Consider the following 25,395-nt stretch of genomic DNA (forward strand, 5'->3'; position numbering starts at 1 on the left):
AAATTTAATATCTTTGTGGCACACAAAAATAAAAGTTATGTTTGGTATAGGAGGAGGAGAATTAATTTTCATACTGTTTATAGTTTTAATGCTTTTTGGTTCTGATAAAGTGCCTGAAATTGCTCGTACTATGGGTAAAGCAATGGCTCAGTTAAAAAATGCAACCAACGATATTAAAAGTGAAATTCAAAAAGGAGCTGAAGCTAATGGACTTGATGCGAAGTCTTTGACTGATATAACAGGTAATATCAATGCGCAGATAAATGATGCGAAATCAAATATATTAGGAGATACTGGTAATCTGCTTGGAGATACAGCAACAGAAATCGATAAGGTAAAAGAAGATATAGATTCAATTTCAGGACCAGTAAAACGTCAAAGATAATATGCTTGAAAAAATACAAGAATTAGATGTAAATTTATTAGTATATCTAAACGGACTGGGTTCTGAAACTTACGATAAACTTTGGCTGATTATTACCAATCAATTGTATTGGACTCCATTATTTTTATTAATGTTTTATCTTATTTATAAAAAAATAGGAGGAAAGCAAACCTTGTATTTACTGCTTTTTATTGCAGTTTTAATTGCATTTACAGATCAAACTACCAATTTATTCAAACATACATTTCAGCGTTTACGTCCTTGTAATAATCCTGATATCAATTCGATTATTAGAGTTGTTCAGGTTAGAAAATCATTCAGCTTTTTCTCAGGACACGCAGCAAATACAATGGCAGTTGCTACTTTCTTGTTTTTGGTTTTAAAACGCCATTTCAAGTATTTGGGCTTCTTGTTCTTATGGCCATTAGTTTTTGCTTACAGCAGAATTTATTTAGGATTGCATTATCCAGGTGATATTCTAACAGGGTATTTCTTCGGAGCTCTTTTTGGGTTCTTGATTTATTTAGCTTACCGAAGATTAAAACCGCAATATTTTCCAGGATAGTTTTTTTAAGGTTCTGAGTTTCTAAGATACTAAGGTTCTAAGTTTTCATAATCTTAGAACCTTAATTGTTTTTGAGAACAGTTCTTTCGCTCCATTGTAATTCTGCAGGAAGCTCGTGTTTGCTAAATTCAATATGAATAACCCTTCTTCTTTCGTTGTTAGTAGTTTTGTTTGAAGCATGAAATAACAGAGGTTTCATTATCATAATACCACCTTTTTCAACTTCGCAGATTGTTTCTTTTTCATTTTCAAAATCCAGATTTTCAATTCTTAAAATTCCTTTGGAATGTGAATTATTGATGACTTTTAAAGCGCCATTGTCTTTTGTGGTTTTATCAATATGGATTCTGATTGTGAAATTGTTTTCTAAAATTTCTTTTGGAGGTTGAACTGCATATTGATTTTGTTTTACAGTCCAATTTTCAAAATTTTCAACATCAATTTTCTTATTCACAGAAATTGTTAAATCTTGATGGTAAGCCACAAACCAATTTGATTTTTCAGGTTTGTCAAAATAAATTGATTTGGTTATGAAGTATCCTGTTCCAAAATTAGATTTAATAATTTCTTTTAGATTTTGATTGAAAATTAAGTCTAAAGTTTCTGGAATTTCTTTGTGGAATTGTCTGATCGCGAATAAATCTTGCGATTTTCTAAAAGTTGAAACATTAAAATCATTTTTGGTAACATTTTCAATTAATGAAATCAATTTTTCAACTTCATTAGTAGTATAAACATTGTTTATTATTGAAAAACCTTCATTGTTTATCTGATTTAAAGTATTCATTCTGAATAGGTTTAAAATGGGAAAAGAAAAAAACTTAGAACCTTAGGACCTCAGTTTCTTAGCATCTTAAAATTATAATACCCTGCTCACTGTCAATCCATCCCGAATTGGTAGTAAAACCGTTTCTACTCTTGGATCATTTTTTAAGTGCAGATTATATTCTAAAAGCACTTTTGTACTCACATCATTAGGATGAACGGGTTCTAGTACTTTACCGCTCCATAAAACATTATCAGATAAAATAATACCGCCTTTGTTCATTTTTGGTACTATCATTTCCCAGTAATTAAGATAGTTTTCCTTATCTGCATCAATAAAAACTAAATCAAATTTTACATCTAAAGTGGGGATAATATCAATTGCTTCTCCTAAGTGCTGAAAAATTTGATTTCCCCACGGCGACGCATCAAAATACTTACGCTGAAAATCGATTAATTCTTCTTTAATATCAATGGTGTGCAATTGTCCGTTTTCCTGCATTCCTTCACACAAGCATAAAGCGGCATAACCCGTGTAAGTTCCAATTTCAAGAATATTAACCGGGCGGATCAATTTAGAGAGCATACTCAAAACACGACCTTGAAAATGTCCGCTCAGCATTCGCGGTAAAAGTATTTTCTGGTACGTTTCTTTATTGAGTTTCGCCAGTAATTCTGGTTCGTTTTCAGAATGTTGTTCGATATAATCTTCTAGATCTTGTGATATAAAATGCATTGTATTTGTTCTAATTTAAAGCAAAAATACAAAAAATATCGGCTTACTATTTTGCATAAAAAAACCATTCGTGTAAACGAATGGTTTCAGTATTAATTTCGAGATGAAAATTATTTTTTCAAAGCGTCATTTACTTCTTTAGCTGTTTTTACAGTTCCGTCTTTAGCAGCTTTAGCTGCGTTTTCTACTTTTTCAGCACCTTTTTTAGTGGCGTCTTTTACATCAGCAGCTGTTTTTTTAGCCGCAGTTTCAACATCATCAGCCGCCTTTTTAGTTGCATCTTTTACATCTTCAGCTGCTTTTTCTGTTTTAGTAACAGCGCTGTCTTTTACTTCTTTAATATCAGTTGTTAAAGAGTCAACTTTGTTTCCAAGAGTTAATTCATCTTCTGCTGGTTTTGGCTCTTTCTTTTCGCATGATTGTACCGCGAATGTTAGTAATGCAATTACAGCTAAAGTTAAAATTTGTTTTTTCATAATAAATTGTCTTTTTAGGTTAAAAATTTTAAAACGTCATAAAGTGGAATAATAAAAATACAAATTTTAAAATGATTGCGCGCTTTGTAAGATTATATTTTCTTTTGAGTGCAAGACAATTCTCGTGCCAAATTTTTAAATTTTGATCAGCCGATGCAATTTTTTTTAATGACAATTGCGAGTTAGTTTTTGTACAAACTAAAGTTTATCACAATGTCATCTTTAACTTTAATAAGCCCAGCCATTTTTACTGGAGGTTCTAATTCAAGATCAGAGAACTTTAAAGAAAGTGTGCCTTGAATTTTATCATCGACATTGTATAAAACAAAGTCTTTATATTTTAATGTTTTATTGGTGATAAAAAAGCTCAGGTTGCATTTGTAATTTTTACCATTAGGCTTTATATCCGTAAGGCAAACAGTACTATTAGGGAATATTTTAGCCTTAACAGTTCCTTGTAAATCTTTCGTCATTATCTTATTGCCGCAATCAAAGTTTGTCATTTTGATAGCGGTATTAAAAGTATTTTTTTTGTTTGAGTTTAAGTACACTGTATCTTTTATCGAAAAAGTATTTGAACAGTTGTACTTGCCAACAGATGATAGTCCTGTAATTTCTATTTTTATTTTGTTTATTACTAAAGTTGTATCATCTGCTAAAAAAGTGGGCTTAGCACTTCCTAAGAAAAAGAAAATTACTAAACCCAGAATTAAAAAAATAAATCTATTAAGCATTTTTGTTATATTAGAATGCAATTACAGCTTCGAATACTAAACCTTCAAATTTACCACCATAAAAGTTGTTCAGATTTCCAGTAGCAGGATCTCCTGTAAATTGTGAATAATCTTTATATTTTTGATTAACGTAGTTTAATTTAGCTAAAATGTTTTTAGTCATAAACCAACCAGCACTTGCTTCAAATTTATCTACACTAACCTTTTTAGCATCAGCATTAGATAATTTTCCAGATACGGTATTGTATTTTCCTCCGATGTAGAATTGTTCAGTTTCTCCAAATCTGTAAATAAGTTCTGAAGCATATTGATTAGCTGTACGCTTGTCGTCAGTGCCGGCTTTATCACCTCCTGAAGCTAATTCGATTGTTCCAAAGAATTCAAGTCCTTTATATTTTACAAAAGGATTAATCATGTATGTCGTAGCCCAATTTTTGAAATTAGGATTGAACGTTGCTTCTGGAGTAGATGTTTTACTAAAACTACTAGCAACATCAGTATTAGTTGTAGAAATAACATTACCATTTGCATCGGTCTTAGTAATGGTGTTTTTATAAGGGTTATTATTCAATATACCCCAATAACCAAATCCTGATCTATTTGCAGAATATATGTTTGCGTTACCAAGATTTGCATTATGGTAATAAGAACCCGTTAGTCTTACTCTTAAATCTTTATTAAGCTGTTTATCATAACCAAGTTTAGCTAAGATTGAAGGGCTGTGCGTTGTATTAGCATTTGGACCAGAAGGATAAAAAACTTCTTCGTTACTTTGATTTAAATTACCATTTGTAACACCTAACATACTAACTAATCCTTTTCTGTTATAGTAAACCTCCATACCCATTTCTGTAGTGAAAGAATACATAATGTTGTTTCCAACAAATGCATTTCTGATTGTATTACCATTATCAGAACCTCTGAAGTGAGCATCACCAAAATTGTTCTCCATCTGCCCAATTTTAATTGTAGTATATTTCATTACATCAGCTAAAAAGTCTTTTTTGATGAAGTCTAACTTGTCAATTTGTAAGTATCCACCTTTTACATAAGAATCATTGTGATGTCTTGAAGCTAAATAAACATCTAAATTTACTCTTACTCCATCAAACAATTGAGCACCAATATACATGTCAGCAGCAGGAAGCGTAAAGTTGTTTTCGTTATTCATTAAGCGATATCCTGAAATTGTTCTAGTGGTAGTACCAGTAGCTGTATTAGTTGTAGTCGTAATGTTATTAGGTTGGTTGTTGAATGAATTTGTTGCTTGAAAATCCATGTTGAAAGCACCACCAAGGTCAATACTAAGACCTTTAAATTCTCTAGTGTCTTTCTGTACGTCGAAAACATTAATACCATCTTTTCCTCTAGAAATTTGGTTTTGCATGTTTCCAAAACTTACCTGTGCATTAACAGCAAATGTGCTGACTAATGTTATTGCGAGTATATAAATTTTCTTCATGGCGTTTATAAATTAAAGTTTAAATTGAATTTTATTGTTAAATCTTGTCCCGTTTTAATGGTTCCAAGCATTGCAGTTGGAGATTTCATTCCAAAATCAGCAAAAGTGATTTTGTTCGATCCCTGCATGTTTAATCCATCTTTCGTAATAGTTGTTTTAACTGTAGTTTTATAAACTTTACTTACTCCAGCAATGGTATAAGTTCCAGTTAATTCCCAAGTGGTCTCATTTACCTTTTCTGCAGATTTTAAAACATATTTAATGTTTTTGTTTTTATCTGTCTTTAAAGTTGTATAAGCAACCTTGTCCATACTTTTTTTCTCACTTTTAATGCTCTCTGCTAATAGTGTTACAGACAAAGCTTCAATATCTGTTAGTTTTGAATTGGCAATCGTTAAAGTTGCCGTTCCAGTCCCTGAATCTGATTTCATTTCCCAATCATGAAGAGTTGAAGTACCTGCAACAGAAAAAGTTGATTTAGTATCTAATGTGTATGATTTTTGTGCTGAAGCAAATGTGGTAACTCCAAAGAGTACAATTACAGATGCAAAAAGTTTTATTTTGTTGATCTTCATTTTGTCATGTTTTTAGTGTAAAAAATAAGTTAATCAGTCGGCCGTTTTCTATACTAGTATTAAGAATGTTGTTTTAACTTGTACCAAAGATCTCCTTATAAATCAGTATGAGACATGATAAAAATCATTGTTAAAATTTTATTAAATTGGTATTTAATAACTACAACGTTTTCATTTTTGATAAAATCAATGCTGATATTAAAAAAGAGTTTGAGTTTTTATCAAATTGGCAGTTTTTAAAGTCTGACTTAATAACTTTTGGAGCGAATGGTTGTTTTTGTATTAGAAGAGAAGTTGCATTTATCTCGTGAAAATTGTTTCAGCTTAAAATAATATTGAAAATCACAGTTAAATCTTTTCCCGTTTTTACAACTCCAAGAGCTGCTTTTGGAGGTGCCATTTCAAAATCGCCAAAAGTAATTTGGTTGGAGCCTTGCAGAATAAAAGTGCCGTTATTAGCCGTTATTTTTACTTGAGTTTGGTATTCTTTGCTGACACCTGCAATGGTATAAGTTCCTGTTAGAATCCAAGTTGTTTCGTTTATTTTTTCTGCAGATTTTAAAACATATTCAATGTTCTTATTTTTCTCTGTATCTAGGGCTTCATATGCTACTCTGTCCATACTGGTTTTACTGCTTTTTAAGCTTTCGGCTAGTATTGAAATTGATAAACTGTTTATGCCAGCTAGTTTAGATTCTTTAACCGTTAAATTAGCAACACCTGTTCCTTCTGTAGATCTCATAACCCAATCATGCACGGTAGAAGTTCCCGCGACTTCAAAAGTTGATTTTGCCTCTACTACAGAATAGTTTTTTTGTGCACTTAATTGTAATGAGATTGTTGTAAAAATCACTGTAAATAAAATTGATTTAATTGTTTTCATTTTTGAGAATTTTAGGTTGATCTTTTAACTTAGAAAGCTTAAAACATTTGCAGTGGTTAAAGAGTTTAAAGCTTTCCTTGAATTTCTTAGGTCAAAATTATCAGGCATCCGCAAAAAATAGAATGATAAAAATCAGGGCAAAAGTGATATAAATTGTTATAGTAAATAATAGGGAAACAAATTGAACTTAATTATAGGTTTGAAACAAAGTGGTTATAATAGTAAGTATTTGTTTCTTAGTGAATTATTTCGTTTTTTGCGAAAGGTGCAAAACTCTTTTTATGTTAGATGATTTTTTTGATTTAACTAAGAATACGTTTAAAAATCAAAAAAAAGGACAAAAGTGATTAACTTTGCAGCATGCAAATGGAGAAAAAAGACATACGAGCCTTATCAAAAGAGCAATTACGAGATTTTTTTGTCGCAAATAATGACAAAGCTTTTCGCGGAAATCAAGTCTATGAATGGTTATGGAGCAAAGGAGCTCATAGTTTTGAAGATATGACAAATGTTGCCAAAGCAACACGATCTATGCTTGAAGACAATTTTGTAATCAACCATATTAAGGTTGATACAATGCAACGCAGTACAGATGGAACTGTAAAAAATGCGGTTAGACTTCATGACGGACTTGTTGTTGAATCTGTTTTGATTCCTACAGAAACTAGAACCACCGCTTGTGTATCCAGCCAAGTTGGCTGCAGTTTAGATTGTAACTTTTGTGCTACTGCTAGATTAAAGAGAATGCGAAATCTTGAGCCGGGAGAGATTTACGATCAAATCATGGCGATTGATAAAGAAAGTCGTTTGTATCACAATCATCCGCTTTCGAATATTGTTTTTATGGGAATGGGAGAGCCTTTAATGAATTATAATAATGTCATTAAAGCAATAGATATGGTTACATCGCCCGAAGGTTTAGGAATGTCGCCAAAACGTATTATGCTTTCGACATCTGGAATTCCAAAGATGATTAAAAAGATGGCAGATGATGAAGTGAAATTCAAATTAGCAGTTTCATTGCACTCGGCAATAGACGAAACCCGAGCTAAAATTATGCCTTTCAGTAAAAACTTTCCTTTAAAAGACTTACGAGAAGCATTAGAATATTGGTACAGAAAGACAAAAAGTAAAATCTCGTATGAATATGTGGTTTGGAAAGGAATTAACGACGACAAAGCTTCTATTGATGCATTGGTTAAATTTTGCAAATATGTGCCTTGTAAGGTTAATTTAATAGAATATAACCCAATTGATGACGGTGAGTTTCAACAAGCTTCAGAAGAGTCAATTTTAGCTTATATTAAAGCTTTAGAAAACATTGGAGTTGTGGTAAAAGTTCGTCGCAGCCGCGGAAAAGATATCGATGCTGCCTGCGGTCAATTGGCAAACAAAGAAGGATAGAATTTATCTTAAAATATAAAAAAAGCATTAAAAACAAAAATAGTCTTGTTTTTAATGCTTTTTTTCTGGGCAAAAAGGATTCTTATTTTTTCAAATCGATTTCTTCCGTTACTCCATCTTTTGTTACTTTAGCAAGTGTATCACAGTCTCCGTTGCCATAATCAATAATTGCTTTTGCATCATTTTTAGTTATTGATACAATACCTTTTACAGGGAATGGGTTTTTGCATGAAGCTTTAAATTCTAGAGGGGTTGTAATTTCTGCCGAAAAAGTATCTCCATTTGGGAAAGTAGTTGTACCGCTTCCGGTTACCACATAAACATTATCTTCCCAATCAGACCAAGTTTTATAACCAGCAGTCATTTCTTTAACCAAAGTGCCTTTTCTGGTGTAAACACTTCCATCATCAAAAGTAATAGTCATATCTATTGCAGCTGTTGAAACCGGATGTGCTTCTGCAAGTAAATCTGTTGATTTTACAGATCGAACTATGCTTTTGCTTCCTTGAAGTTTTTTGCCATTGTGATAAAATCCATCAAAAGTATAACTAATGGTTTGAGTTGACGTTGAAAAATCATTAGAGAAAGAAATAACCATTTTTCCTTTCACCGTATTTCCGTTTTCCAGAGTACAGCCTTCTACACCAAAATCAATAGTAATTGTCCAGGTGTTATTAGTTAATGCAGTTGTAATAGTAGCACAGCTCGGAAGGAAATTTTTTACCGGACCGCTTGGTTTTGCAGTTGAATTTTGCTGTGCATTAAATTGATCTTCAGCAATAGCAGTTACATCTTGAATCGAGGCATCAATTTTAGAATTTGTAACTATTTCAGTGTTTGTAATTGCGTCAGATGATCCGTCATTTGTTTTTTCATCAGAATTACAGCTGATAAAAAAAGATAAAGCGACTAATGTTCCAATAAATAAAAATTTTGTTTTCATAATAAATAGTTTTCTTGATTTTAATTAATGAATACAAATTAGGCTTTAACTAGAATGTGTTTTTGGTGTTTTTTTTAGGCGAGTAGAGAAAAATGTTGATATACTAACATAAAATACACAACGTTTTTTTATTTAAAATAGTATATTTGGAATCGAAATGAATATTACCTCACAAATAAAACTGCCCATTTTTAACGAAATGGAACTTTTTGAAAAAAAGTTTCATGAATCGATGACTTCAAAAGTGGCGTTACTGAACAGAATTACCTATTACATTGTCAACCGCAAAGGTAAGCAAATGCGTCCAATGTTTGTGTTTTTAACCGCAAAAATGGTCTCTGGAGGTGTTGTAAATGAGAGAACGTATAGAGGAGCTTCCGTAATTGAATTAATTCATACAGCAACTTTGGTACATGATGACGTTGTAGACGACAGTAATCGCCGTCGCGGATTTTTCTCGATCAATGCACTTTGGAAAAACAAAATTGCTGTTCTGGTTGGAGATTATTTACTTTCAAAAGGGTTGCTGCTTTCTATTGATAACGGAGATTTTGATTTACTTCGAATTATTTCTGTTGCCGTTCGCGAAATGAGCGAAGGTGAATTACTTCAAATAGAAAAAGCCCGCAGACTCGATATTACTGAAGATGTTTATTACGAAATTATCCGAAAAAAGACTGCTACACTTATTGCAGCTTGTTGTGCGCTTGGCGCAAAATCTGTAATTGAAGATGATATTCAAGTTGAGAATATGCGAAAATTTGGAGAGCTTATCGGAATGGCTTTTCAAATCAAAGACGATTTGTTTGATTACAGTGAAGAAGCAATAGGTAAACCAACGGGAATCGATATTAAAGAGCAAAAAATGACTTTGCCTTTAATTCATGTTTTAAATACTTGTACTCCGCAAGAAAAAAAGTGGCTGATAAACTCCATCAAAAACCACAACAAAGACAAAAAACGCGTAAAAGAAGTTATTGCCTTTGTGAAAAATAATAATGGTTTGGCTTACGCCGAAAATAAAATGGTGCAATTTCAGCAAGAAGCACTTTCACTTTTAGAGAATTACCCTGATTCTGATTTCAAAGCAGCACTTACTTTAATGGTAAACTACGTTATTGAAAGAAAAAAATAATTAGAAAATTAGAAAATTTGTTAATTAGATAATTGGTTTACTTTATTGTAAATCAGTTGTTTGTTTTGTGTATATTGGAGTTTTTTAATTTTTTTTTTAAATTTTTATTATCTCTGATGCAACCATTTTAAATCGACAATCGTCTATGCTAATAGAAGACTGTTTCTACAACCAAAAACCGAAAGCTTATTAATGAAAATTATTCCGTTACATCAAGAAGAAACCGAAATCATAAAGTTGGCAGTCGAAAATAATCGGCAGGCACAACAACAGATTTACAGCAGGTTTTCTTCAAAAATGCTCAGCGTTTGCCGTCAATATATAAAAGATATTCAGCTGGCAGAAGATGTAATGATAACGGCCTTTATGAAAGTGTTTACCAATTTAAACAAATTTGAAAATAAAGGAAGTTTTGAAGGTTGGATTCGTAGAATCATGGTTAACGAATGCATTTCGTATTTAAGAGTTCAGAAAAAAGTAAAATTTGCCGAAGATGAATTTTTTGTTGAAGAAAGTTTCAATGCAATCGACAGTCAATTTACTGTAGATCAGATTCAGTTTTTAATTGATGCTTTGCCCGATGGTTATAAAATGGTTTTCAATTTATATGCAATCGAAGGTTATAAACACAATGAAATTGCCAAGATGTTAGGAATTAATGAAGGAACATCAAAATCGCAGTTATCGCACGCTAGAAAAATGCTGCAAACACAAATTACTATTTTAAAAAAACAAGATAATGGCACCGAATAATTTTGAAAAGGATTTCCGTGACAAACTAAATCAACGCAAAATTGAGCCAAGTAATAAAGCTTGGGATCGATTGGATGCAATGTTGAGTGTAGCTGAAGAAGAGAAAACAATAGTTTTACCTCGCTCAAAAAAAGATTCAAAAAGAAAATGGCTTTACATAGCTGCAAGTATCGTCGGGTTTTTGCTAGTTGGAACTTTCTTTTTTAATCAAAAGGAAGCTTTAGTTGAAACTCCAAAGAAGAATGTTGTAATAGAAGAGAATGTTGAGAAAGATACAATTGTTCAACCCGTTTTAAATGCCATAGATTCAGTAAAGCAGGAAGTTGTAGTTTCAGAAAAAGAATCTATTGAGAAAAAAGAAATACTAAAAGATAAATATTTAGAAGTTTCGGGTCAAAAATCAAATAAAAATAAATCAAATCAAGTAGCGGAGTCTTCAATCATCATCAAAAACAATCAAGAAAAACAATCAAAAACAAATCAAACTAAAATTGCTGATACTACAAAAAAAGAGAGCGTAGATCAATTATTAGATTCAGCAGAAAAAACAATTATAGCAGAAAATTCGGCTAAGCCAAAATCAAAAGTAAAAGTAAATGCTGTTGATTTACTTAATCAGGTCGATGGCGAATTGGAGCTTTCCTTTAGAGAAAAGGTAGTGACAAAAGTCAACAAAAATTATCAATCGGTAAAAGTAGCTTTGGCAAACCGAAATCAACAAGAATAAAGAACGAATAGAGAAGAAAGAGCAAAGAAGCAAGAGAATATATAGGTTTTCAGTTCCATAGGAACGATCCATATTGTAGCGTCGGGTTTTAACCCGATGGGACAGAGAATGAAGAAGCAAGAAAAGATATAGATTTTCAGTTCCAAAGGAACGATTCATATCGTAACGTCGGGTTTTAACCCGATGGGACAAAGAATGAAGAAGCAAGAAGATATAGGTTTTCAGTTCCATAGGAACGATCCATATTGTAGCGTCGGGTTTTAACCTGATGGGACAGAAAGGAAAGAAGCAAGAATATAGTTTTTTAGTTCCGAAGGAACGATTCATATTGCAGCGTCGGGTTTTAACCCGATGATGAATATGGAGTAGAGAATTAACAATTAATAATTAAAGAATCGTCATCAATCAACAATCAAATTAAAAAATCAATCATGAAAAATTTTACCATTTATCTAGTAGTTCTAATTTTCTTATTTGTCAGTAAAGTTTTTGGTCAGGAAACTTTCGAATCAAAAGCAAAGAAAATTGCAAATCAAATAGAAAAAGTGACCAAAGAAGAAAAAGAAAAACTGAAAGAGGAAGTTGAAGCAGTAAATGTGCAATTGTCTGAAGGGAAAATTACACAAGAGCAGGCAGACAAACGCAAAAAAGAATTGGCAGAAGCCAGAGCCGTAATTATTGAAGAAAAAGTGACTTTGGCGCAAAATGAACTCAATGACTTGGTTCAGCAAAAAGTAGACGGAAAACTGAAAGAGCAGGATTCAACAAAGAAAGGCAAGATTGTTATTTACTGGAATAAGAATGACTGGAATAATAAAAAAACCAAAGATTCAATTCGAGGCGAAAAAAGAACGACTTCGCAATTTGTATTTGCTGCTGGTTTAAATAGCACAATGGTCGATGGTAAGCTTCAGGATTCAAATTATGATTTTATTGGGTCGCATTTTTACGAATGGGGTCTTACGTTTAATTCGAGAATATTGAAAGACAATAATTTATTGCATGCAAAATATGGACTTTCGTTAATGTATAACAACCTTCGTCCGACAGATAATCGCAGTTTTGTTGTAAATGGAGATCAAACAAATTTAGTTACAAACCCGATAAATTTGAAAGAATCTCGTTTTAGAAATGTGTATTTAGTAGCTCCTGTTCATTTAGAATTCGATTTTTCAAAAGATGGTCATTCTAATGGAAAAACCTATTATAGAACACATAAAGGTTTTCGTGCAGGATTTGGCGGATATGTAGGAATCAATGTAAAATCGAAACAGATTTTAAAATTTGAAGACAACGACTATAAAACAACACAAAAAACAAAAGGAGATTATAATGTAAACAATTTTATTTACGGACTGAGTTCTTACGTAGGTTACAAGGAAATAAGTTTATACTTAAAATATGATTTGAATCCTTTGTTTAAAAATAATACAGTTGACGAAAATAATGTTTCGTTAGGTATTCGTTTTGATTTTAATTAGTATAAAATTGAGTTTAGTTGAGAAGAAAAGCGTTTCGAAAGAAGCGCTTTTTTTTGCTCGAAAATTCTAAAAATTCAAGTAGGATTTATGTACTTTTACAAGCTCTCATTTTTAAAAATAATTTAAGTTTTGATTTCACAAAATACAATAGATACTGTTTTTGAAACTGCTCGCGTTGAGGAGGTTATTGGTGATTTTGTCAATTTAAAACGTGCAGGAAGTAATTTCAAAGGTCTGAGTCCTTTCTCAGATGAGCGTTCTCCATCGTTTATGGTGTCGCCTGCAAAAGGAATTTGGAAAGATTTTAGTACAGGAAAAGGAGGGAATTCTGTAAAATTCCTAATGGAACATTCTCAGTTTACTTATCCAGAAGCCATTCGCTATTTAGCTAGAAAATATAATATTGAGATCGAAGAAACCGAACAAACAGATGCTGAAAAAGCGATGACAGATGTTCGTGAAAGTATGTATTTGGTTTCTGAATTTGCAGCTAAGTATTTTCAAGATGTTTTAGTAAATTCTGAAGAAGGAAAAGCGATAGGACTTTCGTATTTTAAAGAAAGAGGTTTTACTAATGAAACCATTAAAAAATTCGATTTAGGATATTCTCCAGAAACTTGGGATGCTTTGACTAAAGAAGCATTAGGGAAAGGATATAAATTGGAATTCTTAGAAAGCACAGGTTTAACCATTGCGAGAGAAGATCGTCCTTTTGACCGATTCAAAGGGCGTGTAATGTTTCCAATTCAAAGTATGTCGGGTCGAGTTTTAGGTTTTGGAGGGCGTATTTTAACCAATGATAAAAAAGCCGCAAAATATCTAAATTCACCAGAAAGCGATATCTACCATAAAAGTAAAGTCCTTTACGGAATTTATCATGCCAAACAATCTATAGCCAAACAAAATAACTGTTATTTAGTCGAAGGTTATACCGATGTCATCCAGTTTAGTCAGGCTGGAATTGAGAATGTTGTGGCTTCGTCTGGAACAGCTTTAACGCCAGATCAGATTCGATTGATTAATCGTCTGACTCGAAATATTACAGTGCTTTTTGATGGTGATGCCGCAGGTTTACGTGCCTCTATTCGAGGAATCGATTTGATTCTGGAGGAAGGGATGAACGTAAGGGTTTGTTCTTTTCCTGATGGAGAAGATCCAGATAGTTTTGCACGAAAAAATTCGCATGACGATTTAGTTGCCTATTTAGAAAACAATAGTAAAGACTTTATACAGTTTAAAGCTTCGATTTTGATGAACGAAGCTAAAAACGATCCAATTAAAAAAGCCGATCTGATTCGGGATATGGTTACCAGTATTTCTAAAATACCAGATCGTATTCAGCGTGAAGTTTATATTCAGGAATGTGCTAGAATTATGGAAATTTCTGAGCAGGTCTTAGTGAGTACTTTGGCGCAGTTGATTCAAAAAGATTTGGCTGAAGTGGCTAAAAAACAAAAACAGGAACAAAAACCTTTTGAAGTTTTTAGAAACCAACCTCCAAAAAATGCTAGTTTTTCAGGAGGAGATCCAGAAGATCCAAGAACAGGACCGCCAGATGATTATTATCCAGGTGAACCAAGCTATCCTCAAGAGCAAGCAGAGAAAGTAGATATTTTATACGGTTTTGAAAGAAAAATTATTGAAATATTACTGCTCTACGGAAGTGTTCTAGAGGATTTTGAAGATGTATTTTTAAAAGCTGATGAAGAAGGTGTTGTAAAAGAAGTCAGCGAAAAGCGAAAATACAAGGTATATGAAAAAATCTATTTAAGTCTGCAGGAAGATGAGGTAGAACTTTCAAATGTATTGTTTCAAAATATTTTTACGGGGTTAATTGATTTTTACAATCAAAATGAGACTTTTAGTTTAGATAAATATTTGATGCATTTACAGCCAGAATTTGCGCAGGAAGTAACCAATATTTTAATGGAAGACGAAAGATTAACTGTTCATAACTGGGAAGGGCAGAATATTTTTCCAAAGCATAAAAATGAGACTATTGAGCAAAATGTTTCTGATACGATATTTTCTTTGCGATGGTATTTGGTTTCAAAAATCATTCATGATTTAAAACACTCGCTCCTGACAGATCCGCAAGACGATAATTCAGAATTGTTGTCTATGGTTATAGATTATTCTAAGTTGCTAAATAATTTTTCTCGAAAATTAGGAAGAGTAGTAGTTCCTTATCATCAATAAAAATTAAAAAGCTCTATAATGTTAAACACTATAGAGCTTTTTTTTAGGTTTATGATTTTACCAAAGCAAAATCAGATGCCTGTAAATTAAATAATTTCTAAAGTCTTAGCTTTGTTTACTAAGTCAACTAAATTAGTAACATTCAATTTTGTCAATAATCTTAATTTGTAAGTACTGATCGTTTTTTCGTTCAGATTTAAGATTTTAGAGATTTCATTGTTTTTCTTACCATCACTTAAGTAACGTAAAACCTCGATTTCACGATTAGAAAGTTTTCTGTACAAACGCTCACTTTTGCTTTGTTTAGCAATAAGTGCCATGTTTTTACGTACAGTTTCGTTGATAATAATTTTTCCTTCGTGTACTTTAATAATAGAAAGACCTAAAGTTTCAAGTTTTTCTGTTTTGTGTACATACCCAGATACTCCAGCTTTAATAGCATTTGGAGCATACATTTGCTCAGCTAAGTCACTGAAAATTACAATTTTTGTTTTTGGGAAATTTTTCAAGATTGATTTCACTTCGAAGATGCTAGAGAGACCTTCTAATTCTAAATCTAGAATTAAAATGTCAATTTCCTTCGTCTGAAGGATATCTCTAACCATTGAAAAATTGCCTACATTGGCAACAATTGAAATTTGATCGTGGTCTTTAAAATAAGACTTAACGCCAAAGTGAGTCACAGGATGATTGTCTGCAAGACATACTTTAATCATAATTTTTACCTTTTTTAGAATTGTTCATGTTTTTGGAACTGTAAAATTAATAAATAAATTCTGTAATTAATTGCAGATGAATGTTAAAAGTTTTATTTTAACGTTTTTGGTATCAAACAAACGGGTATTGCATCCATTTTGTGCTTGTTGCTGGTGTTTAATCTTTTATAAATTTCAAAGACAGATTTTTCTCTCCCACTAAAGTCATCCGCCGTATTTCCTGACTCCGCGGCTAACATTGCCCATTCAAGTTCGTCATAACTGGCTCCTAATTGATCTTCATCGGTTCTATTATCTCCAAAAAGACCATCTGTTGGCGCTGCAGTTAAAATAGATTCAGGAATTGTTAAAAACTCTCCCAAAGCATATACATCTGATTTCATTAAGTCGGCAATTGGACTCAAATCGACACCTCCGTCACCATATTTTGTGTAAAATCCTACGCCAAAATCTTCTACTTTGTTTCCAGTACCGGCAACCAGTAATCCATGAATTCCGGCTAAATAATATAAAGAAGTCATTCGTAAACGAGCACGTGTGTTGGCAAATGATAAATTTACCTTTGCCAGATCATCAGTTTCTGGTACTGCAGCTTTAAAAGCTTCAAAAACAGCTGTCAAGTCAGTTTCTACACTCGAAACATTTGCAAAACGTTTTTTTAATTGTGTAATATGTTCTCTCCCTCTAGAAACTTGGCTTTCAGCTTGGTGAATTGGCATTTCGACACATAAAACTTGTAAGCCGGTCTGTGCGCACAATGTAGAAGTAACAGCAGAGTCGACTCCGCCCGAAATTCCAATAACAAAACCATTTACTTTTGCATTCTCAGCATAATTTTTTAACCATTCTACAATATGTTTGTTTACTTTTTCTGTTTGAATAGTGCTTTTTTTAGCCATAATAGTTTAAGTTTTAAAATACAGGGATGTATATTTGCACAAATATTTTTGAGTAAGCGATTATTTAAATTTATGCAACACAAATCTAATTAAAATAAAATGAAAATATATCGCTTTGCAGTGGTTCTGTGCGTGTTTTTTTTGTCTTGCAGCCAGAAAACAAAGGTTGAAAAAGAAGTCGAAGAAATTCCAATTGATATTAAAGTAGAACGTTTTGATAAGGCGTTTTTTGAAACTAAACCAGAAGATCTGGAAAAAGTAAAAAAACAGTATCCTTTCTTTTTTCCAGCAGGTAATGACGATTCAGTTTGGTTAAAGAAAATGCAGGAACCAATTTGGCGTGAAGTTTATGAAGAAGTGCAAAAAAAATACGCCAATTTTGAGCCGGTTCGTCAGGAATTTAATTCACTTTTTCAACATGTGAAATATTATTTTCCTAAAACAAAAACGCCAAAAGTAATTACTGTTATTGGAGAAATGGACTATAATGCAAAAGCAATATATGCAGATAGTTTGGTTATTGTAGCGTTAGAATTGTATTTAGGAAAAGAACATAAATTCTATGAATTTCCAAATTATTTAAAATACAATTTTGAGGAAAAACAAATTATGCCGGATGTTGTTTCTAGTTTTGCTTATAGAAACATTCCTGCGTATCCTGATAAGAATTTAGTTTCTCAAATGATTTTTGAAGGGAAACAATTGTACGCAAAAGATTTATTGCTGCCCGAATATACAGATGCTGAAAAAATTGGCTATTCGCCAGAGCAGATTAAATGGTGCGAAGAAAATGAAGCCTATATGTGGCGTTATTTTTTAGAAAAAGAAATGTTGTACAGTACAGATCCTAAATTGACAACACGTTTTATTGCGCCGGCTCCGTTTTCAAAATTTTATTTAGAGATTGATAACGATTCTCCTGGAAGAGTGGGAGCGTGGATTGGCTGGCAGATTGTTCGTTCTTATATGAAGAACAATAATGTACAGCTGTCGGAATTATTAAAAGTGAATGCAAAAGAAATTTTTGAAAAGTCAAAATATAAACCTAAGAAATAATGTCAAATACAATAAACTCAGAGATTAAATTCAATATAGAATTAGATGAAAACCGTGTTCCAGAAAAATTAACGTGGAGTGCGCAAGACGGCGGTGTTCAGGCTGAAGAAGCAAAGGCGATAATGTTATCTATTTGGGATAGTAAAGCCAAAGAAACCATGCGTATCGATTTGTGGACAAAAGATATGCCTGTAGACGAAATGAAAATTTTCTTTCATCAAACATTAGTGGCAATGGCGGACACTTTTAAACGTGCAACAGATGATGAAAAAATGTCGGACACGATGAAAGATTTCTGTGATTACTTTGCAGAAAAATTAGAACTGACTAAGTAGTCTCAGAATTCCAAATAAAAAAAGTCCCAAATTCCAATTGTAAAATATGGAATTTGGGATTTTTTATATGTAAACCTTTTTTGTTCTCCTGAGCGAAGTCGAAGGATTAAAATTTGGAATTTAAAATTGGTTGTTGTTTTTAAAAACTTCCTGATTTACTTCGTCGATGTAAGTTAAAAGTTCTTCCTTTCCTATCGATTCTGTAGATGAGGTTACAAAGTAATGCGGCATTTCGGCCCAGTTGTTCGCGTACATTTGTTTTTTGTATGCAGCAACATGCGAGTCGATTTTTACTTTGCTGATTTTATCGGCTTTGGTAAAAATAATACAAAATGGTATTTCGCTTTCACCCATATACGACATAAACTCAATGTCGATTTTTTGAGCTTCATGGCGAATATCAATCAAAACAAAAGCGCAGACTAATTGCTCTCTGTTTTCAAAGTAGTCAGTGATAAATTGTTGGAAAACAGATTTTGTTTTTTTAGAAACCTTAGCATATCCGTATCCAGGTAAATCGACTAAAAACCAATTATTGTTGATCTTAAAGTGGTTTATTAATTGTGTTTTTCCTGGTCTTCCAGATGTTTTTGCTAAATTTTTATGATTGGTAATCATGTTGATCAAAGAGGATTTACCAACGTTTGATCGGCCTATAAAAGCGTATTCCGGCAGAAATTCGGCCGGGCATTTTGAAGCATCAGAATTACTGATAATAAATTCGGCGGTATTAATTTTCATGTTTTTTGTTTTAGAACCTTCTTAAATTCGAAAGTTAGATGCTATAAATTCTTTGCAACAAGCCATTCTTCAAGAATTTTATTGAATTCTTGAGGGTGTTCCATCATAGCAGCGTGTCCGCATTTGTCTATCCAATACAAAGTTGAATTAGGCAATAAGTTGTCAAATTCTTCAGCAACATTAGGTGGTGTTACGGCGTCATTTTTACCCCAGATAATACAGGTTTCAACTGTCATTTTAGGTAAATCTTTGGCCATATTATGACGAATTGCACTCTTGGCAATCGTTAATGTTTTAATTAATTTTATGCGGTCATTAACAGTTGCATAAACTTCATCTATTAATTCTGGTGTCGCAATTTTTGGATCGTAAAATACATCTTCAGCTTTCTTTTTGATGTATTCGTAGTCGCCTCTTTTAGGGTAACTGTCGCCCATGGCGCTTTCGTAAAGTCCAGAGCTTCCTGTAATTACAAGTCCGGCTACTTTTTCAGGATATAGTTTGGTGTGGTAAAGTGCAATATGTCCTCCAAGTGAATTTCCCAGTAAAATAACTTGGTCAAAACCCTTGAAATTAATAAAGTCTTTTACGTATTTGGCAAAGCTTTTTACGTTTGTTTTTAAAATACTCTGCGTGTATATTGGCAAATCTGGGATTACAACTTTGTATCCTTTCGTTGGAAAATATTCCGCTACAGCATCAAAGTTACTAAGGCCTCCCATTAACCCGTGTAAAATAACGATAGGAGTCCCCTCTCCAGCTTCATAATAGCTGTATTTGCCTTCTTTTTTGTAGTTTTTGTCCATCTAATCTAATGCCAATTTCATTTGGGACAAATATAGGGTTAAATAAATAAAAATGAATTTTTGCTGCCCTTTTTTAACTAGATTATTTCGTTGCAATTACTAAGTGGTTATAAATCAGCTTTTAGTGTTTGTTCTGTGAAAAAATGAGTTGTTAAAATAATTGCAGAATATTTACTTTTTTAAGAGAAATAAAGCAGATTTTTTGTAATTCTTAAATGAAAAGATTTTGAAACTGATTTTTGTCTAACGTATTGATTGCTTATGATTTAGCTGAGGTGGTAGTAAAGTGGTTAAACTTATTAACAAAGTGGTATATAGTGGTAATATGTGGTATTTTTTTTTATATTTTTGCTGTGTAACATATTAGTACGTTTTTCTTGAATACAATTGTTGGAACATATGAGTGTAAAGTCGATGCTAAAGGGAGGTTAATGATACCTGCACCTTTAAAAAAGCAATTGGCTTCTTCTCTTCAGGACGGTTTTGTCTTGAAGCGTTCTGTTTTTCAGCAATGTTTAGAATTGTATCCGATGGAAGAGTGGAATCTAATGATGGCAAAAATTAATAAGCTGAATCGTTTTGTAAAAAAGAATAATGATTTCATTCGCAGATTTACTGCCGGAGTTAAAGTGGTAGATATTGATACATTAGGAAGATTGTTGGTGCCAAAAGATTTAGTGACGTTTTCTGGTATTTCTAAAGATGTTGTTTTTTCATCTGCGGTTAATATTGTGGAAATTTGGGATAAAGATTTATACGAAAAATCAATAAGCGGCGAAGATATGGATTTTGCAGATTTAGCCGAAGAAGTAATGGGAAATATTAATGACGACGACAATGGAATATCATAATCCAGTTTTACTTCATCCAACAGTTGATGGTTTAAATATTAAGCCAGACGGCATTTATGTAGATGTAACGTTTGGCGGCGGCGGTCACTCAAAAGAAATTTTGAAAAGATTGGGGCCAAACGGAAGATTATTTGCTTTTGATCAGGACGAGGATGCGCTTGCAAATGCATTGCCTGACGAAAGATTTACCTTAATTAATGAGAACTTTAGATTTATAAAAAGATTTCTTCGTTTTCATGGTGTTAAAGCAGTAGATGGAATCTTGGCAGATTTAGGAGTTTCATCACATCAATTTGATGTTCCAGAGAGAGGTTTTTCAACCAGATTTGATGCCGAACTAGATATGCGGATGAGTCAAAAAAATGATTTAAATGCTTATCGAGTGGTTAACGAATATGAAGAACAGGATTTACGTCGTGTTTTTTTTGATTATGGCGAGTTGAAAAACGCACCGGTTCTAGCAAGAACGATTGTTGAGGCCAGACACGATTACCCAATCAAGACAACCGATGAATTAAAAGAAGTTCTTGCGAGATATTTACCAGAAAGAGTTAAGAATAAAATATTGGCTCAGATTTATCAAGCGATTCGTATTGAGGTAAATCAAGAAATGGATGTTTTGAAAGAGTTTATTGAGCAGTCTTTGGAAATTTTGAAACCAGGCGGAAGATTTTCAGTAATCTCATACCATTCATTAGAAGACAGGCTGGTAAAAAGATTCATTAAAAACGGAATGTTTGAAGGAGAGCCAGAACGCGATTTTTACGGGAATTTTTCAGTACCGTTTAAAACTATCGGAAAATTGATTGTTCCTGATGACGCTGAAATTAAAATCAATAATAGAGCGAGAAGTGCGAAATTAAGGATAGCTGAAAAGATATAATATATATAGGTAGAAAATGAAGAGTGGAGTATTTGGAATATTAAAAGCGAGATTTCTGCTAAATGATGATGCGGTAAAGAATTGGCGATTCATTGTTTTTATAATTCTGCTGGCAATTTTGATGATTGCAAATACACAGCGTTACGAGCAAAAGGTTTTTGAAATTGCAAAATTAAATAACGAAGTAAAAGAATTAAGATCTGAATTTGTAGATCGACGTTCAGAATTGATGAAGTTAAAAATGGAGTCAACAATATCGGACAAGATGCTTGAAAAGCAGATTTTTCCGTCGACAGTTCCTCCAGTGAAAATAGAAGTTGAAAAAGAAGAAGAAAAAAGTTTCTTTAAAAGAATATGGCAGTAGACGATAAACATATATCCTACAGAATTTACCTCGTAGCAGTTTTCATCTTTTTGATGGCAATTGCTATTGTTGTTAAATTGACCAATATTCAATGGGTTGAAGGAGATTACTACCGAAAATTAGCAAAACAGCGTACCGTTAGAAATTTTGTAATTCCGGCAAACAAAGGAAATATTTATTCTGCTGATGGAAGTTTATTAGCAACTTCAATTCCGAATTACGAGATTCGTTTTGATGCTAAAGCTCCAAAAACAGAAACTTTTGAGAAACATGTAAAAGCATTATCAGATTCTCTTGTAACGGTTTTAGGAAAATCTGGAAGTTATTTTGAAAAAGAATTACGAAAAGCCAGAGCAAATAAAAATCGTTATTATTTGATTGCTAGAAACTTAAGTTATACTGAATATGTGAAAATAAAAGGTTTTCCATTATTCAACTTAGGAGCTTTCAAAGGTGGGATTATTGTTGAGCAAGAAACAGTTAGAAAACATCCGATAGGGAAAATTGCTGAAAGAACAATTGGATATGATAGAATTGATCCAGCAACAGGAGTTGAAGTTGGAAAAGGAATTGAGTGGGCTTTTAAGAATTATTTGAACGGAAAAGACGGGAAAATCCTAAAGCAAAAAATCGCAAAAGGACAATGGAAACCAATTCGTGATTTGAACGAAGTTGATCCTATTGATGGTTATGATGTTATTTCGACAATCGACGTTTTTATTCAGGATATTGCGCATCATGCCTTATTAAAACAGCTAGAAGATTACGAAGCAGATCATGGTTGTGTGGTGGTAATGGAAACAGAAACGGGACATGTTAAAGCAATTTCGAACTTAGGAAGAGCTGAAGATGGATCGTATTATGAAACCACAAATTATGCAATTGCAGAATCTCAAGAGCCAGGATCAACTTTTAAACTAGTTGATTTAATGGCGATTTTAGAAGATAAAGTTGCTGATACAAGTAAGGTTTATGACAGTCATGGTGGTGAAATTAGATATTATGGCCGTGCTGTTCGTGATTCGCACAGAGGAGGATATGGAAAAATTTCATTGGCACGTGGATTTGAGCTTTCTTCAAATACAGTAATGGTTCAGGCTGTTTATGAAAATTACAAAAACAACCCATCTAAGTTTGTAAATCATATTAATAGTTATGGTTTAAATAAGACATTAGGACTGCATTTTAAAGGAGAAGGAAGACCTTATATTCCACAACCTGGAGATAAACACTGGTCGGGAATTTCGCTTCCGTGGATGGCTTTTGGGTATAATGTTTCAGTTACGCCAATGCAGACTTTAGCCTTGTATAATGCCGTTGCAAATAATGGTGTAATGGTAAAGCCGCAATTTGTATCGGAAATTAAAGAATGGAATAAAACGATTAAAAAGTTTGATGTTGAAGTAATAAACCCAAAAGTTTGTTCGCCTGAAACCATAAAAAAGGTGAAAGCAGTTTTAGCAAACGTGGTAAAAAAAGGAACTGGATCAAAATTGTACTCGAAGGATTTTTCGATGGCAGGAAAAACAGGGACAGCTCAGGTAAATTATGGCGGAAAAGAAGGTAAGTCTGCTATGTATTATGCGTCGTCTTTCGTTGGATATTTCCCAGCAGATCATCCTAAATATTCATGTATTGTAGTGGTTCATAAACCAAATACATCTAGAAATAATTATTACGGAGCAGACGTTGCAGGACCAGTTTTTAAAAGAATTGCTCAAAAAATATTTACAGACGCGCCATCAACAAATAAAATTAAACAGCTTGATTCTAAAATTGCAAAGCAGGAAAGCAGTTACGATAAATATGATGTAGAATCAAATAAAAAATCGAAACAAATTCCTGATTTAAAAGGAATGCCGGGAATGGATGCAATTGCTTTACTAGAAAATTTAGGTTTAAAAGTAAAAGTAACAGGAGTAGGAAAGGTTAAGAATCAATCGATTCAGGCGGGACAAAACATTAGTAAAAACTCAATTATAGTATTAGAATTATCGTGAAAATACTAAAAGACATATTATACAAAGCGGCGATTGAATCTGTTATAGGTTCAACAGAAACACCGATCCATAAAATTGAATTTGATTCGCGAAAAGTTGAAGCAAATGATGTTTTTGTGGCAATTCGAGGAACACTTTCTGATGGTCACGATTATATCAATAAAGCTATTGAGTTAGGAGCGGTTGCAATTATTTGCGATACACTTCCTGAAACAACTCAAAAAGGAATTACTTATGTTCAGGTAAAAGACACCAATACGGCTTTAGCTTTTATGGCGGCGAATTATTTTGAAGATCCGTCAGCAAAATTAAAATTGGTTGGAGTAACAGGAACAAATGGTAAAACAACAATTGCATCATTATTATTTCAGTTGTTTCAAAAAGCAGGATTTAAAGTTGGTTTATTATCAACTGTAAAAATCATGGTGGATGATACGGAATATCCTGCAACGCATACAACGCCAGATTCAATTACAATCAATCATTATTTAAATGAGATGATTGAAGCTGGAGTAACGCATTGCTTTATGGAAGTAAGTTCACACGGAATTCATCAAAAACGTACAGAAGCATTGCATTTTGTAGGTGGAATTTTTACGAATCTTTCACATGATCACTTGGATTATCATCCAACTTTTGCAGAATACAGAGATGTGAAAAAATCATTTTTTGATTCTCTGCCAAAAACAGCTTTTGCTTTATCAAATATTGATGATAAAAATGGAACTGTAATGCTGCAAAATACGGTTGCAAGAAAATTTACTTATGCTTTAAAAACATATGCAGATTTTAAAGCAACAATATTAGAAAGCCAATTATCAGGATTATTATTAAAAGTAAATGACAATGAAGTTTGGGTAAAACTAATTGGAACTTTTAATGCTTACAATGTTTTAGCTATTTATGGAACAGCTGTAGAATTGGGTATGGATAGTCTTGAAGCGTTGCGCTTATTGTCTGATTTAGAAAGTGTTTCAGGTCGTTTTCAATATATTGTTACTGATTCTAAAATCACAGCAATTGTCGATTATGCACACACACCAGATGCTTTAGAAAATGTTCTAAAAACAATTGAAGACATCCGTACTAAAAACGAGCAATTGATTACAGTTGTGGGCTGCGGCGGAAATAGAGATAAGACAAAAAGACCAATTATGGCAAAAATTGCTACAGATCTTAGTGATAAAGCAATTTTAACATCTGATAATCCTAGAAACGAAGATCCTGAAGTGATTTTGGATGAAATGGAAAAAGGTGTAGAAGCACATAATTACAAAAAAATATTAAGAATTACTGATAGAAAACAGGCTATAAAAACAGCTTGTCAATTGGCTCAGCCAAATGATATTATCCTAATTGCAGGAAAAGGTCATGAAACCTATCAAGAAATAAACGGAGTTCGTCATCATTTTGATGATATGGAAACCGTAAAAGAAATTTTAGATCAATTAGCAAAGTAAAGTTTAAACGGTTAATTGGTTATTCGTTTAATGGAGTAATTATTAAATGAGCAATTAACGA

The 25,395-nt window shown here is 32.7% G+C and carries 27 protein-coding genes; 15 read left to right on the forward strand and 12 right to left on the reverse strand.

All coding sequences use genetic code 11. The features are described from left to right. Positions 1-37: 37 nt before the first annotated feature. On the forward strand, positions 38-385 hold the full coding sequence (locus ACHRV0_RS10935) for a twin-arginine translocase TatA/TatE family subunit (RefSeq protein WP_089054939.1): 348 nt from the start codon (positions 38-40) through the stop codon (positions 383-385). A gap of 1 nt (position 386) precedes the next feature. Next, positions 387-950, forward strand: coding sequence for a phosphatase PAP2 family protein (locus tag ACHRV0_RS10940; RefSeq protein WP_129025980.1), 564 nt, complete (start codon positions 387-389; stop codon positions 948-950). Between the two features lie 61 nt (positions 951-1,011). On the opposite strand, the gene ACHRV0_RS10945 is transcribed toward ACHRV0_RS10940, so the two are convergent. From ACHRV0_RS10945 to ACHRV0_RS10975, 7 genes are all read right to left on the reverse strand, one after another. Then, positions 1,012-1,737 carry a phytanoyl-CoA dioxygenase family protein gene (locus tag ACHRV0_RS10945; protein WP_395440857.1) on the reverse strand — a complete coding sequence of 242 codons (726 nt, stop codon included), beginning with the start codon at positions 1,735-1,737 and terminating at the stop codon, positions 1,012-1,014. A 72-nt stretch (positions 1,738-1,809) separates the two neighbouring features. Then, positions 1,810-2,451 (reverse strand): O-methyltransferase, encoded by a 642-nt coding sequence (locus tag ACHRV0_RS10950; protein WP_089054937.1) that lies wholly within the window; start codon positions 2,449-2,451, stop codon positions 1,810-1,812. Between the two features lie 110 nt (positions 2,452-2,561). Further along, the gene (locus ACHRV0_RS10955) at positions 2,562-2,927 is read right to left on the reverse strand and encodes a hypothetical protein (protein ID WP_089054936.1); all 366 of its coding nucleotides are present in this window, start codon (positions 2,925-2,927) and stop codon (positions 2,562-2,564) included. A gap of 182 nt (positions 2,928-3,109) precedes the next feature. Next, positions 3,110-3,661, reverse strand: a complete 552-nt coding sequence (locus ACHRV0_RS10960) for a hypothetical protein (protein ID WP_395440858.1) — start codon at positions 3,659-3,661, stop codon at positions 3,110-3,112. A gap of 10 nt (positions 3,662-3,671) precedes the next feature. Continuing rightward, positions 3,672-5,123: a hypothetical protein gene (locus tag ACHRV0_RS10965; RefSeq protein WP_129025977.1), complete on the reverse strand. Its 1,452-nt coding sequence runs from the start codon at positions 5,121-5,123 to the stop codon at positions 3,672-3,674. A gap of 5 nt (positions 5,124-5,128) precedes the next feature. Further along, complete coding sequence (locus tag ACHRV0_RS10970; protein WP_395440859.1) at positions 5,129-5,698, reverse strand: YceI family protein; 570 nt, start codon at positions 5,696-5,698, stop codon at positions 5,129-5,131. A gap of 319 nt (positions 5,699-6,017) precedes the next feature. After that, positions 6,018-6,581, reverse strand: a complete 564-nt coding sequence (locus ACHRV0_RS10975; protein WP_395440860.1) for a YceI family protein — start codon at positions 6,579-6,581, stop codon at positions 6,018-6,020. 360 nt (positions 6,582-6,941) lie between these two features. On the opposite strand from ACHRV0_RS10975, the gene rlmN reads away from it, so the two are divergent. Next, entirely contained in the window at positions 6,942-7,985 is a 1,044-nt protein-coding gene (gene rlmN, locus ACHRV0_RS10980) for a 23S rRNA (adenine(2503)-C(2))-methyltransferase RlmN (protein WP_089054931.1), read from the forward strand. 82 nt (positions 7,986-8,067) lie between these two features. Here rlmN and ACHRV0_RS10985 read toward each other — a convergent pair whose 3' ends face one another. Further along, positions 8,068-8,928 (reverse strand): hypothetical protein, encoded by an 861-nt coding sequence (locus ACHRV0_RS10985; protein ID WP_395440861.1) that lies wholly within the window; start codon positions 8,926-8,928, stop codon positions 8,068-8,070. A gap of 157 nt (positions 8,929-9,085) precedes the next feature. Here ACHRV0_RS10985 and ACHRV0_RS10990 point away from each other — a divergent pair, with 157 nt between their 5' ends. From ACHRV0_RS10990 to dnaG, 5 genes are all read left to right on the forward strand, one after another. Next, a complete protein-coding gene (locus tag ACHRV0_RS10990; protein WP_395440862.1) occupies positions 9,086-10,063 on the forward strand; it encodes a polyprenyl synthetase family protein in 978 nt (325 codons plus the stop codon). 192 nt (positions 10,064-10,255) lie between these two features. Continuing rightward, a complete protein-coding gene (locus ACHRV0_RS10995) occupies positions 10,256-10,816 on the forward strand; it encodes an RNA polymerase sigma factor (protein WP_129023820.1) in 561 nt (186 codons plus the stop codon). Next, a complete protein-coding gene (locus ACHRV0_RS11000; protein WP_395440863.1) occupies positions 10,803-11,543 on the forward strand; it encodes a hypothetical protein in 741 nt (246 codons plus the stop codon). Before ACHRV0_RS10995 ends, ACHRV0_RS11000 begins: the two co-directional genes overlap by 14 nt. A 431-nt stretch (positions 11,544-11,974) precedes the next feature. Beyond that, positions 11,975-13,024 carry a hypothetical protein gene (locus ACHRV0_RS11005; protein WP_395440864.1) on the forward strand — a complete coding sequence of 350 codons (1,050 nt, stop codon included), beginning with the start codon at positions 11,975-11,977 and terminating at the stop codon, positions 13,022-13,024. Positions 13,025-13,153: 129 nt separating this feature from the next. Continuing rightward, positions 13,154-15,223, forward strand: a complete 2,070-nt coding sequence (gene dnaG / locus ACHRV0_RS11010; RefSeq protein ID WP_395440865.1) for a DNA primase — start codon at positions 13,154-13,156, stop codon at positions 15,221-15,223. Positions 15,224-15,309: 86 nt separating this feature from the next. Here the strand turns inward: dnaG and ACHRV0_RS11015 are convergent, their stop codons facing one another. Together ACHRV0_RS11015 and nadE are read right to left on the reverse strand one after the other, a co-directional pair. Beyond that, positions 15,310-15,939, reverse strand: a complete 630-nt coding sequence (locus ACHRV0_RS11015; protein WP_026730588.1) for a response regulator transcription factor — start codon at positions 15,937-15,939, stop codon at positions 15,310-15,312. 92 nt (positions 15,940-16,031) lie between these two features. Beyond that, positions 16,032-16,838 carry an NAD(+) synthase gene (nadE, locus tag ACHRV0_RS11020; RefSeq protein ID WP_129023816.1) on the reverse strand — a complete coding sequence of 269 codons (807 nt, stop codon included), beginning with the start codon at positions 16,836-16,838 and terminating at the stop codon, positions 16,032-16,034. Between the two features lie 99 nt (positions 16,839-16,937). On the opposite strand from nadE, the gene gldB reads away from it, so the two are divergent. Continuing rightward, positions 16,938-17,894 carry a gliding motility lipoprotein GldB gene (gene gldB / locus ACHRV0_RS11025; RefSeq protein ID WP_089054923.1) on the forward strand — a complete coding sequence of 319 codons (957 nt, stop codon included), beginning with the start codon at positions 16,938-16,940 and terminating at the stop codon, positions 17,892-17,894. Next, the gene (gene gldC, locus ACHRV0_RS11030) at positions 17,894-18,229 is read left to right on the forward strand and encodes a gliding motility protein GldC (RefSeq protein WP_155102616.1); all 336 of its coding nucleotides are present in this window, start codon (positions 17,894-17,896) and stop codon (positions 18,227-18,229) included. The genes gldB and gldC overlap by 1 nt, the downstream gene beginning before the upstream one ends. 120 nt (positions 18,230-18,349) lie before the next feature. Here the strand turns inward: gldC and yihA are convergent, their stop codons facing one another. Then, complete coding sequence (gene yihA, locus ACHRV0_RS11035) at positions 18,350-18,970, reverse strand: ribosome biogenesis GTP-binding protein YihA/YsxC (protein WP_129023814.1); 621 nt, start codon at positions 18,968-18,970, stop codon at positions 18,350-18,352. Between the two features lie 41 nt (positions 18,971-19,011). Continuing rightward, a complete protein-coding gene (locus ACHRV0_RS11040) occupies positions 19,012-19,776 on the reverse strand; it encodes an alpha/beta fold hydrolase (RefSeq protein ID WP_089054921.1) in 765 nt (254 codons plus the stop codon). Positions 19,777-20,153: 377 nt separating this feature from the next. Between ACHRV0_RS11040 and ACHRV0_RS11045 the strand changes: the two genes are divergently transcribed. From ACHRV0_RS11045 to ACHRV0_RS11065, 5 genes are read left to right on the forward strand one after another with little or no spacing between them, the layout of a single operon-like run. Further along, positions 20,154-20,627 (forward strand): division/cell wall cluster transcriptional repressor MraZ, encoded by a 474-nt coding sequence (locus ACHRV0_RS11045; RefSeq protein ID WP_395440866.1) that lies wholly within the window; start codon positions 20,154-20,156, stop codon positions 20,625-20,627. Continuing rightward, positions 20,602-21,510, forward strand: a complete 909-nt coding sequence (gene rsmH, locus ACHRV0_RS11050; protein WP_206733598.1) for a 16S rRNA (cytosine(1402)-N(4))-methyltransferase RsmH — start codon at positions 20,602-20,604, stop codon at positions 21,508-21,510. The genes ACHRV0_RS11045 and rsmH overlap by 26 nt, the downstream gene beginning before the upstream one ends. A gap of 16 nt (positions 21,511-21,526) precedes the next feature. Then, on the forward strand, positions 21,527-21,874 hold the full coding sequence (locus ACHRV0_RS11055; protein ID WP_129055279.1) for an FtsL-like putative cell division protein: 348 nt from the start codon (positions 21,527-21,529) through the stop codon (positions 21,872-21,874). Beyond that, positions 21,865-23,874, forward strand: a complete 2,010-nt coding sequence (locus tag ACHRV0_RS11060; RefSeq protein ID WP_370432554.1) for a penicillin-binding protein — start codon at positions 21,865-21,867, stop codon at positions 23,872-23,874. Before ACHRV0_RS11055 ends, ACHRV0_RS11060 begins: the two co-directional genes overlap by 10 nt. After that, positions 23,871-25,334 carry a UDP-N-acetylmuramoyl-L-alanyl-D-glutamate--2,6-diaminopimelate ligase gene (locus ACHRV0_RS11065; protein WP_129023810.1) on the forward strand — a complete coding sequence of 488 codons (1,464 nt, stop codon included), beginning with the start codon at positions 23,871-23,873 and terminating at the stop codon, positions 25,332-25,334. Before ACHRV0_RS11060 ends, ACHRV0_RS11065 begins: the two co-directional genes overlap by 4 nt. The last annotated feature ends 61 nt before the right edge of the window (positions 25,335-25,395 follow it).

The sequence above is a fragment of the Flavobacterium sp. FlaQc-30 genome (assembly GCF_044005885.1).
Classification (GTDB): Bacteria; Bacteroidota; Bacteroidia; order Flavobacteriales; family Flavobacteriaceae; genus Flavobacterium.